This window comes from Nocardioides sp. TRM66260-LWL, assembly GCF_020075545.1.
In the GTDB taxonomy this organism is placed as follows: Bacteria; Actinomycetota; Actinomycetes; order Propionibacteriales; family Nocardioidaceae; genus Nocardioides.
This window is the reverse complement of sequence record NZ_JAIQZK010000003.1, coordinates 147,282-159,008: the sequence shown is the minus strand read 5'-3', so window position 1 is coordinate 159,008 and position 11,727 is coordinate 147,282. Positions and strand designations below refer to the sequence as shown.

The window sequence follows — 11,727 nt, the reverse complement described above, 5'->3', positions numbered from 1 at the left end:
CTCAGCTCCCGACCAGGTCGCTCCACTGGCGCAGCCACGTGTCGCGCTGCTCGGCGATCCGCTCCGGCGCGACCGACGCCGGGGACGCCGGCTGCTTGGCGAACCGCGCCCAGTCCTTCGGGAGCGCGGTGCCCTCGGCCACCGGGAAGACGTACATCGACTCCGGGAGCGCCGCCTGCACCTCCGGGCTCTGCAGCCAGGCGACGACCGCCTTCGCGCCCGCCTCGTTGGCGGCGCCTCGCAGGGCGCCGACGTACTCGACCTGCTGGAAGCAGGTGTCGAGCAGCGCCGAGGTCGTCGTGCCGCCCTTGCCGTCGACGGTGAACGCCGGCGAGGAGTCGTAGGAGACGACGATCGGACGCCGACCCTTGCCGCCGCCCTGGGTGAAGTCGACCTCGTAGGCGTCCGACCAGCCGCTCACGACCTTGGTGCCGTTGGCCAGCAGTCGCCGCCAGTAGTCCTGCCAGCCGTCCTCGCCGTACCGGGCGATCGTGGCGAGCAGGAACGCCAGGCCGGGCGAGCTGGTGGTGGCGCCGGGGGTGACCAGCAGACCCCGGTACCGCGGGTCCAGCAGGTCGTCGAAGGTGCGCGGGGGCGTCAGGCCCTTGGCCGCGAACCAGGTGTCGTCGACGTTGACGCAGACGTTGCCCTGGTCGACCGGACGCAGCGCGTGCGCGTCGTCGCCCGGCAGGTCGTACGCGGCGGCGCCGGCCGGCTCCGTGACGTCGACGGGCGTGAAGACCTGCGCCTGGAGGGCCCGGCTGCCGAAGGTGTTGTCGACGCCGTAGGCGACGTCGGCGACGGGGTCGTCGGCGTTGAGCACCAGCTGGCTGGTGAGCGTGCCGGCGTCGCCGGAGGAGCGCACCTGCAGGTCGTAGCCGGTGTCCTTCTCGAACTGCGCGATCAGCGCCTTCGGCAGGCTGAAGGAGTCGTGGGTGACGAGCACGACCTTCGTCGGCGCCGCCCCGTCGGAGCCGGACGCCTCCTCGGTGCCGGGACCGCCCAGCGAGCAGCCCGCGAGGGCCGAGAGCGCGAGCAGGCCGGCGGCCAGGGTCGTGAGCGAGGTGGGACGGGCACGAGTCATGGCGAGACTCCCTTCGCCGGTGTGAGCCGGTGCAGACGCCGTGCGGCGCCTCAGGTTCGGAGGGTCGTCGCCGACCAGCGACCTCTCAGCCCCTGCGCGGGGCTCCCCTGTCTGTCGTGCCCGAGTGTAGGGAGGGCGTCGCGGCCGCACGGAGGCGGCGTCCGCGGAGCGGGCTCAGCCCACCTGGCCGTCGGAGTCGGAGAGCGGGGCGAGCCCGTGCTCCATGCCCCACGCGACCGCCTGCGCGCGACGGCTGACGTCGATCTTGCGGTAGGCCGTGCGGATGTAGGTCTTCACCGAGTTGATCGACAGGTAGAGGCGTCCGCCGATCTCGGCGTTCGTCAGGCCCTGCGTGACCAGCGAGAGGATCTCGGCCTCGCGCGGGGTCAGATCGAAGTCGGAGGTGCCGGCGGCGGCCACCGCCTTGAGCGGGCCCTTGTCGACGGGCACCCGCACGCTGATGACCTGCTCGCCCGCGGCGAGGGCCTCGACGGCGGTGACGAGCTCCTCGGCCGGCAGGGCCTTGGAGAGGTGCCCGGCGAACGAGCCGTACGCGGCGCCGTCGGCGCGATCGCGCCAGGAGTAGATGACGGCACGGCGCTGCGAGCCCGAGATCAGGCGACGCAGGACCTCCTGGCTCGCGGGCGTCTGGTGCACCGGCTCGTAGAGGATGACGTCGAGGGAGGCGGGGTCGCGCAACGCGGTGTCGAGATCGACGAGGTTCAGCCGTCCCGCGTACGGCCGGAGCACGGCCTGGAGGCCTGCAGCTGCCAGCTCGTAGTTGTCCACCAAGGTGGCGCGCACGGGGCGCACGGCTATCACCCGAAGAAACCTACCGGACGATCAGGTGATCCGGCGATCCCCGGGCCCCCGGGAACAGGAACGAGGCGGTGGGGACGAACCCCACCGCCTCGTTGCTCACAGTCGGGTAGGCACCCATCGGAGCAGGTTCTCTGAGGCTCACCCGGCGCTGGTGACGGTTCACCCGCAGGAGGTGTTCAGCAAGAACGCCTGCACGATATCCGGATCCGCGCCCGAAGAGAAGTCATCGTCCCCACATCCTTCCCAGACCACCCCGGAGGGTGGCGGCGCCGGACGGCTAGCCTGAGGTCGTGGCCCGGATCCTCATCGCCGACGACGACGAGGACATCCGTCTGCTCATCGTCATGCGGCTGCGTCGCGACGGCCACGACCTCGAGGCCGTCACCGACGGCCAGGCCGCCTGGGAGGCGCTGCGCGCCGGCGGGTTCGACCTGGCGATCCTGGACAACTCGATGCCGGCGCTGACCGGGCTCGAGGTCGTCGAGCGGTGCCGGGCCGAGCCGGGCCTGGCGGGCCTGCGCATCCTGATGGTCACGGCCCTGGCGCAGGAGCAGGACGTCGAGGGCGGCCTCGCCGCGGGCGCGGACCGCTACATGACCAAGCCGTTCGGCCTGGGCGACCTCTCCCGCGAGGTCGGGGAGCTGGTCAGCCGGCAGGCCGACCCCGCCTGATCAGGCCGGCTCGGGCACGTCGACCTCGGCGGTCGACGACGGGATCGGGGCCGCCAGCGCGGCCTCGCGCGTCGGGTGCACGGCGAAGACCCGGTCGAGCGCGGTGACGCGCAGCAGCCGCAGCACGGTGGGGTGCGCCGCGACCAGGACGAGGCTGCCCTTGAACGCGCGCGCCTTGCGACGGGCCGCCACCAGGGCGCCGAGGCCGGAGGAGTCGAGGAAGGAGACCTCGGAGAGGTCGACGACCAGGTTGACCCGGCCCTCGATGATCTGCTCACCGATCACCGTGCGGAACTCGGCGGTGCTGACGAGGTCGACCTCGCCGCGGCAGACGATGACCGAGCGGCCGCCCTCGTCCAGGACAGAGATCGCGAACATGTTCGGACCCTATCCGCTCCCGCCGAACCCGCCTCACCCCTTTTCACCGCGGGGACGCCCGGACGTCGCCCGCCCCCTGCGAGACTGACGCCGTGTGCCCGGCGTCTCGTCCCTCCCGCCCGGCCGCCTCGACCCGTCGCTACGGGGGCAAGAGCGCCGAGGAGCGCCGCACCGAGCGGCGCGCCGCGCTGGTCGCCGCCGCGCGGGAGACCTGGCGCGAGCAGGGCTGGGCGGCGGTCACGATGCGCGGGGTGTGCGCCCGCGCCGGGCTCACCGACCGCTACTTCTACGAGTCGTTCCGCGATCGGGAGGAGCTGCTCGCCGCGGTGTGGGACGTCGTCCGCGAGCGCACCTTCGCCACTCTCGTCGAGGCGATCGCGTCCCACGCGAGCGAGGATCCCGACGCCCAGCTGCGGCACGTGCTCGAGCGGGTGCTGCACGAGATCGCCGACGACCCGGCCGAGGCGCAGATCCTCTTCGGCGACCACGCGGGCAGCGTCCTCCTCGAGCAGCGACGCCGCGAGACCATCCAGCTCACCTGCGACCTGCTGATCGACCTGCTCCGGCCGCGCCTGCGCGCCGACGTCGACGAGACGGCGCTCCGGGTCGGCGTGCTCGTGGGCATCGGCGGATTCGTCGAGGTGGTGCTCGCCTGGCGCTCCGGGCTGATCGGCGTCGACGTCGACACGCTCGTCGAGCACATCTCCGCCGCGGCCGACGCGGTGAGCCCGCGCTTCCTCGCCTGAGCGCATTCTCCCCCGCCGTCGGCTCACCCGGCCGGGCGGCCGCCGCGATGGGCGGGCGGGCGAGGTCCGTGCGAGGCTGCCACCACCCCTCGGGAGATCAGCGCACATGTGTGCACCGACGTAGGCTCCCACCTCCGTCCAGGACAGGAGGACCCGTGGTGCCCGCACCCCGCCGTGATCGCGACGACTTCGTGCGCGCGGCCATGGAGCTCATCGCCGAGGTGGGTCCCGACGGGCTCAAGGTCGGACGCGTGTGCGAGCGCCTCGGCGTCACCACCGGCTCCTTCTACCACCACTACGACGGGCTCGGCGTGCTGCTGCGCGACGTGCTCGCCGCCTGGCGCCAGGAGACGACCCGGCAGGTGGCCGACGCCCTGCTCGACCTGGAGTCGGCCGAGGACGCCATCGCGGTGCTCAAGCGCACCGCCGTGGGCCTCCCCCACGCCTTCGAGGCGCGCGTACGCTCCTGGGCCCTGCGGGACGCCGCGGTGGCCGAGGCGCAGGCGAGCGTCGACGAGGAGCGGCTGACGGTGCTCCGCTCGGCGATCTCCGCGGTGGCCCCGGGCGCCGACGCCGACGACCTCGCCCTGGTCGGCCTCACCGTGCTGGTGGGCTTCCAGCAGGCCCGCGACGTCACCGACCTCGCCGAGCTCGAGCGGCTGATGGACCGCTACGAGGCGCTCATCCTGCTCTCCGGCGCGGGGCCGGGCAGGATCGGCAGGTAGGGCGTCAGGTCGGCGCGCTCGCCGCTCGCGCGCACCGCGCGCGACTCCTCGGCGTCGGCCCAGTCGAGCTCGCCGGTGGCCAGCGCGATCAGCGTCGCGGCGTCGGTCTCGACGACCGCCGGCGGGGTGCCACGGGTGTGGCGCACGCCCTCGATGATCTGGACGGCGGCGTACGGCGGCACGCGCACCTCCACCGAGCGTCCGGGCGCCCGGGTCTCGAGCACCGCCAGGACGTGCTTGACGAGCAGCCGCAGGTCGGCCCGCTCGGCGGCGCCCGCACGGTGCCGCGCGAGCGCGGCGGCGACGTCGGCGGGATCGGCGGGCCGCAGCCGCGCCGGCATCAGGCCCCGCCCCCGGGCGCGATGCCCTCGAGGACCTCCAGCGTGCGGGCCCAGGCCGAGGAGCCCGGGTCGATGACCGCGAAGTGGTCGCCGTCGACCCGCACCAGCTCGGCGCGCGCGCCCGCCTCGGTGGCCGCCGCGACGTAGGCCTCGGACTGACTGGGCGGCACGATGTCGTCGTCGCCGCCGTGCACGCACCACACCGGCACGTCCAGCGGCACCTGGGCGATCGGGTCCCAGCGGGCGTCGCCGGGGCCGTAGGGGTGGCCGAGCAGCGCCTGCACCGCGCCCCCGCCGAGCCGCTCGGACGCAGCCGAGGCCAGGTCGACGACGCCGGCCTGCGAGATCACGTGCGTGAGCACCCCGCCGCCGCCGCGGCCGCCGGCCCAGGTGACGAGGTGTCCGCCGGCGGAGTGGCCGAGCCCGACGACGACGTCGAGGCCCGCGAGCGCCGGGTCGAGGTCGGCGACGGCGGCCAGCGCGGCGGCGACGTCGTCGAAGGTCTGGGGCGTGCCGCCGCCCCCGCCGGTGCCGCCGCCGACGCGGCGGTACTCGACGTTCCACGCCGCCCAGCCGCGGCCGACCAGCGAGCGGGCCAGCGGCGCGCCGAGGTCGAGGCCGTACTCGCTGCGCCAGAACCCGCCGTGGACGACCACGACCAGGCCGCGCGGCGTGCCGCCGGGCAGGTAGAGGTCGCCGAACTGGCTGGGGTCGGTGCCGTAGGGGATGCGGCGGGTGACGGCGTCGTCGCTGGGCGCGTCCATGGCGGTCTCCCTCCTCGAGCCCACCCCGCAGGCCGCGGCGAGCGCCGCGAGGCCGAGGGCGGGCAGGGTCAGCAGGCTACGACGACGCACGCCCAGGGGTTCGACGCGGGGCGCCGGGCCGGATGGGCCTCCGTCAGGCCAGCGCCGCCGGCAGCGTCGCCATCCAGCGCGAGCGCACCTCGAGCAGCGGCGTCGCGAAGAGCGCGTCCTCGCCGTTCGCGACGACCAGCGAGTCGCCGCCGGTGCGGCCGATCGCCGCGGCCGGGACGCCGTGGTCGGCGGCGAGCGCGAGCAGGGCGTCGCGGTCGTCGTCGGCGACGGTGACGAGCACGCGTCCGGCCGACTCGGCGAAGAGCGCGAGGAAGGCGTCCCCGCCCGCCACCGACGCGAGGTCGACCTCGGCGCCGACCATGTGCCGCAGCCCCGCCTCGACCAGCGCCTGGGCGAGACCGCCGTCGGAGAGGTCGTGGGCGGCGGTGAGCAGGCCCCGCTCGGGCCCGGCGGCGCGCAGCAGCGACGCCAGCGCCTTCTCGGCGGCGAGGTCGACGCGCGGCGGGCGGCCGCCGAGGTGGCCGTGGACGACGTGGGCCCACTCGGAGCCGGAGAGCTCCTCGCGGGTCTCGCCGAGCAGGACGATCGTCTCGCCGGCGGCCGACCAGGCCGACGGCGTGCGGCGGCGAACGTCGTCGATGACGCCGAGCACGGCGACGACGGGGGTGGGCAGGATCGCGGTGTCGCCGGTCTGGTTGTAGAGCGAGACGTTGCCGCCGGTGACCGGCACGCCGAGCTCGAGGCAGCCGTCCTTGAGGCCGCGGCAGGCCTCGGCGAACTGCCACATGACGCCGGGGTCCTCCGGGGAGCCGAAGTTGAGGCAGTCGGAGATCGCCAGCGGCTGCGCCCCGCCGGTGGCGACGTTGCGGTACGACTCGGCGAGCGCGAGCCGCGCGCCCTCGTAGGGGTCCAGGCGCGCGAAGCGGCCGTTGCAGTCGGTGGAGACGGCGACGCCGAGGTGGGTCTCCTCGTCGACCCGCACCATGCCGCTGTCGCTGGGCTGGGCCAGCACGGTGTTGCCCTGCACGTACCGGTCGTACTGGTCGGTGATCCACGACTTGTCGCACAGGTTCGGCGAGGCCGCGAGCCGGAGCAGGGTGTCCTCGAGCTCCGCGCCGCTGGACGGGCGGGGCAGCGCCTCGGCGGCGTCGGCCTGGAGGGCGTCCTGGGCCGCCGGCCGGGCGAGGGGACGGTGGTAGGTCGGACCGTCGTGGGCCACCGAGCGCGGCGGCACGTCGACGACCCGCTCGCCGTGCCAGTCGATCTCGAGCCGGCCGGTGTCGGTGACCTCGCCGATGACGACGGCGTCGACCTCCCACTTCGCGCAGATGGCCAGGAAGGCCTCGACGTCGCCGGGCTCGACGACGGCCATCATCCGCTCCTGGCTCTCGCTCATGAGGATCTCCTCGGGAGCCAGCCGGGAGTCGCGCAGCGGGACGCGGTCGAGGTCGACCCGCATGCCGCCGTCGCCGGCGCTGGCCAGCTCGGAGGTGGCGCAGGAGAGGCCCGCGCCGCCGAGGTCCTGGATGCCGGCGACCAGGCCCGCGGCGAAGATCTCCAGCGTGCACTCGATGAGCAGCTTCTCCATGAACGGGTCGCCGACCTGCACGCTGGGGCGCTTGGCGGGGCCGTCCTCGGAGAAGGTCTCCGAGGCGAGCACGGAGACGCCGCCGATGCCGTCGCCGCCGGTGCGGGCGCCGTAGAGCACGACCTGGTTGCCGACGCCGCTGGCCTTGGCCAGGTGGAGGTCCTCGTGCCGGAGCACGCCGACGCAGAGCGCGTTGACCAGCGGGTTGCCGAGGTAGGTCTCGTCGAAGACGGCCTCGCCGCCGATGTTGGGCAGGCCCAGGCAGTTGCCGTAGCCGCCGACCCCGGCGACGATGCCCGGCAGCACGCGGTGGGTGTCGGGGGCGTCGAGCGGGCCGAAGCGCAGGGGGTCCATCACCGCGACCGGACGCGCACCCATCGCGATGATGTCGCGCACGATGCCGCCGACGCCGGTGGCCGCGCCCTGGTACGGCTCGACGTAGCTGGGGTGGTTGTGCGACTCGACCTTGAAGCTCACCGCGTAGCCCTGGCCGATGTCGATGACGCCGGCGTTCTCGCCGATGCCGGCGAGCATCGGACCGATGGGGGTCTCCTGCGGGATCTCCGAGAACTGCTTGAGGTGCACCTTGGAGGACTTGTAGGAGCAGTGCTCGCTCCACATCACCGAGTACATCGCGAGCTCGGAGCTGGTGGGCCGGCGGCCGAGGATCTCGCGGATCCGCTCGTACTCGTCGGCCTTGAGGCCGAGATCGGCCCAGGGCTGCTCGCGGTCGGGATCGGAGGCGGCGACGGCGACGGTGTCCAGCACGGCTGCAATCTATCGGTGACCCGTGGCGTCCGGTGACCCGACGCCGGGCCGCGGGACGCCGGCGTCCGAGCGGCTGCGTGGCGGCCGGGGGTGGCCGGGAACGTGCCGGGGAGGGCTCAGGCCCGCAGCAGGCCGTCGGCGACGACCACCAGCAGCGGACGCACTGCCGCAGCGTCGAGCCCACCGTCGTCCGCGACGGTCGCGACGCCGCCGACGAGCCGGGCGGCCTGCACGGTGTCGACGCCCTCGCGCAGCGCGTCGGCGTCGCGCAGGCGTTGCATGACGCGCTCGAAGGCCCCGGTGAGCACCTCGCACTTGGTGCGGATCGGCGAGTCGGGGTCGCCGAGGGCCGAGGTGATCTTGGCCGGCCCGCCCCGGTGCAGGCTGATCAGCCCGACGTAGACGTCGAACCAGCCGAGGAGCAGCTCGCGCGGCGGGCCCTCGAAGGCCAGCGCCTTCTCGGCGGCCTCCTCCACGCGGTCGACCCAGGTCTGCATGATCGCGTCGAGCAGCGCGTCGCGGGTCGGGAAGTGGCGGTAGAGGGTGCCGGCGCCGACGCCGGCGCGCTTGGCGATCTCGTCGAGCGAGGCGTCGTAGCCCTGCTCGCGGAAGACCTCGCGTGCGGTGTCGATGATGCGCGTCCGGTTGCGCAGCGCGTCCGCGCGCATGGGACACCTCCGGTCCGGGTTGCTAAACGGAGACTGTCTCCGTATTGTCCTTCTCGATGCGGAGGAGATCTCCGCTTCTCGAAGTCTACGTCGGCCGCCCCGGCCAGAACAGGACACCCCTGGCATGTCTGCTCACTCCCGAGACCTCCCGGTCGACCTGCCCGACGGCGCCACCCGCGCCGCCACGGGCATCGCCGTCGTCCTCGTCGCCCAGCTGATGCTGGTGCTCGACGCCACTGTCGTGAACGTCGCCCTGCCGCACATCGGCACCGACCTCGGCTTCGGCCCCGCGTCCCTCTCCTGGGTGCTCAACGGCTACACCCTCGCCTTCGGCGGGCTGCTGCTCCTCGGCGGTCGCCTCGGCGACGTGCTGGGCCGCCGCCGGCTCTTCACCGTCGGCCTGGCCCTCTTCACCCTCGCCTCCCTGCTCGGCGGTCTCGCCCAGAGCCCGGGCGAGCTCGTCGCCGCCCGGGCCGCCCAGGGCGTCGGCGCGGCGCTGGCCGCGCCGAGCGTCCTGGCCCTGCTCACCACCAGCGCTCCGGACGACGCCGCGCGCTCGCGGGCCTTCGCGCTGTTCGCGGCCGTCTCCTCGGGCGGCGCCTCCCTGGGCCTGCTGCTCGGCGGCGTGGTCACCGACCTGGGGTCCTGGCGCTGGACGCTGTTCATCAACGTGCCGATCGGGCTGGCCGTGCTCGTGCTCGTCGGGCGGGTCGTGAGCGAGACCCCGCGCCGCCCGGGCCGCTTCGACGTCGTCGGCGCCACGACCGCCACCCTCGGCGCCGTGGCGGTCGTGTGGTCGCTCATCGGCGCCCCCGAGCAGGGCTGGACGTCGGCCCGCACCCTGGGCGGGCTCGCCCTGGGGGCCGCGCTGGTCGCCGTCCTGGCGCGCACCGAGACCCGCATCGCCCACCCGATCATCCAGCCGGCCCTGCTGCGCGACCGCCGCCGGGTCGCCGCGCTGGCGATGATGGCGATGCTGATGGCCGGCCAGCTGGCGGTGTTCTTCCTGGTGGTGCAGTTCGACGAGGGGGTGCTCGGTCTCGGCCCGGTCGAGACGGGCCTGGCGTTCCTCCCGCTGAGCCTCTCGATCTTCGCCGTCAGCCGGATCACCCCGCGGCTCGTCGAGCGCATCGGCGCCGGTCCGCTGCTGCTCGCCGGCAGCCTGTCGGTGACGGCCAGCTACCTGCTGCTCAGCCGGCTCGACGCCGGCTCCGCCTACGCGCCGGCGGTGCTGGTGCCGATGCTGCTCAACGGCCTCGGCGCCGGGCTGATGTTCATGCCGATCACCCGCACGGTGCTGCTCGGCGTGGAGCCCGAGCACGCCGGCGCGGCCTCCGGCCTGCTGCAGACCATGCAGCAGCTGGGCGGCGCGATCGGCGTCGCGGCGATCGTCTCGGTCTACGCGGCCGGTGCCGTGCCCGGGCAGATCGTGCCGGGGCTCGCGGCCGCGTTCCTCACCGCGGCGGCGCTCGGCGCGGTCGCCGTCCTCGGCGCCGTCGCACTGCTGCGGGCCGAGCGTCGCGCTCGCACGACGCACCCGGTCGCCGACCTCGCCCCGACCGCGCCGGCGGACGCGCTGGCGACCGAGGCGGCCTGACAGCACGCTCCTGACCTGCACGAACCGGGCGCCGGAACTACATGTCTGTAGTTCCGGCGTCCTGCTGTGACGGGTGTGACCCGTGTGATCAGATGCCCGCATGCGTCCTCGGGTCACCGTCCTCCGCCGGCTCTCCGGCGCCCTCGCCGTCGGCCTGCTCGGGCTGGGCGGCCTCGCCGTCGGGCTCCCGGACTCGACGCCCGGCGGCGCCGACCTCGCCGCGGCGACCACCCGGCCCAACCCCGTGACGCCGGGCAGCCTCACCGGCTACGGCTTCGACCAGTGCCACACGCCAAGCCAGAGGGCGATGGACGCCTGGTGGGCCTCCTCGCCGTTCATGGCGGTGGGCGTCTACCTCTCCGGGGACTCCCGCGGCTGCCGCGAGCAGCCGAACCTGACGCCGACCTGGGTCTCCACCCAGCTGCGCACCGGCTGGCGGATCCTGCCGATCACGCTCGGCCCGCAGGCCTCGTGCAACCCACGCTTCCCGCGCTACCGCGACGACGTCGTCATCTCGCCGGTCAAGGGCACCGGCGCCACGTACGCGAAGGCACGTGCCCAGGGCCGGGCCGAGGCCGAGGACGCCGTCGCCGCCGCCGGGCGGCTCGGGATCGTCCGCGGCAGCACGATCTTCTACGACCTCGAGGCCTTCGACATCGGCAAGACGGCCTGCCGCGAGTCGTCCCTGCGCTTCCTCGGCGGCTGGACCGACCGCCTGCACGACCTCGGCTACGTCTCCGGCTTCTACTCCAGCGCCGGCTCGGGCATCAAGATGCTCGACGACGTCCGCGCGCAGCGTCCCGGCCTGATCACCCTGCCCGACCAGATCTGGGTCGCGCGCTGGGACGGCGGGGCGAACAGCCGCGTCGAGCCGCAGTACCTGCGCGCCGACGGCTGGACGCCGCGCCGCCGCGTCAAGCAGTACCAGGGCGGCCACGACGAGACGTGGGGCGGCGTCACCATCAACATCGACCGCAACTGGCTCGACCTCGGTCGCGGCACCCGCGCCGCAGCCGAGCGCGACCATTGCGACGGCACGCGGATCGACTTCACCGACTACCCGGCGCTGTCCGCCCCCAGCCGCTCCTCGAACGGCGCGACGACGACCCCGTCGCCGACCCGGATGAGGGCCGCCCAGTGCCTGCTGAAGGAGGCCGGGCTCTACCGCGCGTCGCTCAACGGCCGCTGGTCGCGGACGTTCGCGACCGCGCTGAACGCGTGGCAGGGCTCGGTGCGCCACCGCCGGCAGCCCGTGGTCACCCGCGAGGACTGGATGAGCCTGCTGACGCGCGGCACCCAGCGTCAGCTCAAGGTCGGCAGCGGCAGCGCCGCCGTGCGCCGCGTCCAGCGTGCGCTCGACGCCTCGAGCAGCGCCTACCGACTGCCCGTCACCGGGGTCTTCGACCAGGCCACCGAGACCGCGCTGCGCTCGTACCAGAAGCGGATCGGCGCCTCGCGCACCGGCGTCGTCAGCCCCGCGATGTGGCGGGCGCTGCAGCGCGGCCTGCGCTCCTGACGCCCGCC

12 protein-coding genes and 1 riboswitch are annotated in these 11,727 nt (G+C 74.4%); of the genes, 5 read left to right on the top strand and 7 right to left on the bottom strand.

Features of this window, described 5'->3' with window-relative positions:
* Window position 1 precedes the first annotated feature (1 nt).
* A complete protein-coding gene (locus K8Z61_RS10045; RefSeq protein ID WP_224129064.1) occupies window positions 2–1,084 on the bottom strand; it encodes a thiamine ABC transporter substrate binding subunit in 1,083 nt (360 codons plus the stop codon).
* Window positions 1,076–1,203, bottom strand: a riboswitch (TPP riboswitch). It overlaps the preceding gene by 9 nt.
* 55 nt (window positions 1,204–1,258) lie before the next feature.
* Entirely contained in the window at window positions 1,259–1,906 is a 648-nt protein-coding gene (locus K8Z61_RS10040) for a response regulator transcription factor (RefSeq protein ID WP_224129063.1), read from the bottom strand.
* 290 nt (window positions 1,907–2,196) lie between these two features.
* On the opposite strand from K8Z61_RS10040, the gene K8Z61_RS10035 reads away from it, so the two are divergent.
* Window positions 2,197–2,577, top strand: a complete 381-nt coding sequence (locus K8Z61_RS10035; RefSeq protein ID WP_224129061.1) for a response regulator — start codon at window positions 2,197–2,199, stop codon at window positions 2,575–2,577.
* Here the strand turns inward: K8Z61_RS10035 and K8Z61_RS10030 are convergent, their stop codons facing one another.
* The gene (locus K8Z61_RS10030; protein WP_224129059.1) at window positions 2,578–2,955 is read right to left on the bottom strand and encodes an STAS domain-containing protein; all 378 of its coding nucleotides are present in this window, start codon (window positions 2,953–2,955) and stop codon (window positions 2,578–2,580) included. It abuts the gene before it with no gap.
* 92 nt (window positions 2,956–3,047) lie between these two features.
* Here K8Z61_RS10030 and K8Z61_RS10025 point away from each other — a divergent pair, with 92 nt between their 5' ends.
* Together K8Z61_RS10025 and K8Z61_RS10020 are read left to right on the top strand one after the other, a co-directional pair.
* Window positions 3,048–3,701 carry a TetR/AcrR family transcriptional regulator gene (locus tag K8Z61_RS10025; RefSeq protein ID WP_224129057.1) on the top strand — a complete coding sequence of 218 codons (654 nt, stop codon included), beginning with the start codon at window positions 3,048–3,050 and terminating at the stop codon, window positions 3,699–3,701.
* Window positions 3,702–3,856: 155 nt separating this feature from the next.
* Window positions 3,857–4,426 carry a TetR/AcrR family transcriptional regulator gene (locus K8Z61_RS10020; protein WP_224129055.1) on the top strand — a complete coding sequence of 190 codons (570 nt, stop codon included), beginning with the start codon at window positions 3,857–3,859 and terminating at the stop codon, window positions 4,424–4,426.
* Here the strand turns inward: K8Z61_RS10020 and K8Z61_RS10015 are convergent.
* The 4 genes from K8Z61_RS10015 to K8Z61_RS10000 form a co-directional block, all read right to left on the bottom strand.
* Window positions 4,372–4,767 (bottom strand): sterol carrier family protein, encoded by a 396-nt coding sequence (locus K8Z61_RS10015; protein ID WP_224129054.1) that lies wholly within the window; start codon window positions 4,765–4,767, stop codon window positions 4,372–4,374. The two genes, K8Z61_RS10020 and K8Z61_RS10015, sit on opposite strands and share 55 nt — an antisense overlap.
* Window positions 4,767–5,621, bottom strand: coding sequence for a prolyl oligopeptidase family serine peptidase (locus tag K8Z61_RS10010; protein WP_308116769.1), 855 nt, complete (start codon window positions 5,619–5,621; stop codon window positions 4,767–4,769). Before K8Z61_RS10010 ends, K8Z61_RS10015 begins: the two co-directional genes overlap by 1 nt.
* Window positions 5,622–5,664: 43 nt before the next feature.
* Entirely contained in the window at window positions 5,665–7,938 is a 2,274-nt protein-coding gene (gene purL, locus K8Z61_RS10005; protein ID WP_224129053.1) for a phosphoribosylformylglycinamidine synthase subunit PurL, read from the bottom strand.
* Window positions 7,939–8,054: 116 nt separating this feature from the next.
* Complete coding sequence (locus K8Z61_RS10000; protein ID WP_224129052.1) at window positions 8,055–8,606, bottom strand: TetR/AcrR family transcriptional regulator; 552 nt, start codon at window positions 8,604–8,606, stop codon at window positions 8,055–8,057.
* Window positions 8,607–8,730: 124 nt separating this feature from the next.
* Here K8Z61_RS10000 and K8Z61_RS09995 point away from each other — a divergent pair, with 124 nt between their 5' ends.
* Together K8Z61_RS09995 and K8Z61_RS09990 are read left to right on the top strand one after the other, a co-directional pair.
* Window positions 8,731–10,203 (top strand): MFS transporter, encoded by a 1,473-nt coding sequence (locus tag K8Z61_RS09995; RefSeq protein ID WP_224129051.1) that lies wholly within the window; start codon window positions 8,731–8,733, stop codon window positions 10,201–10,203.
* A 100-nt stretch (window positions 10,204–10,303) separates the two neighbouring features.
* Complete coding sequence (locus K8Z61_RS09990; RefSeq protein WP_224129050.1) at window positions 10,304–11,719, top strand: glycoside hydrolase domain-containing protein; 1,416 nt, start codon at window positions 10,304–10,306, stop codon at window positions 11,717–11,719.
* Window positions 11,720–11,727 lie beyond the last annotated feature (8 nt).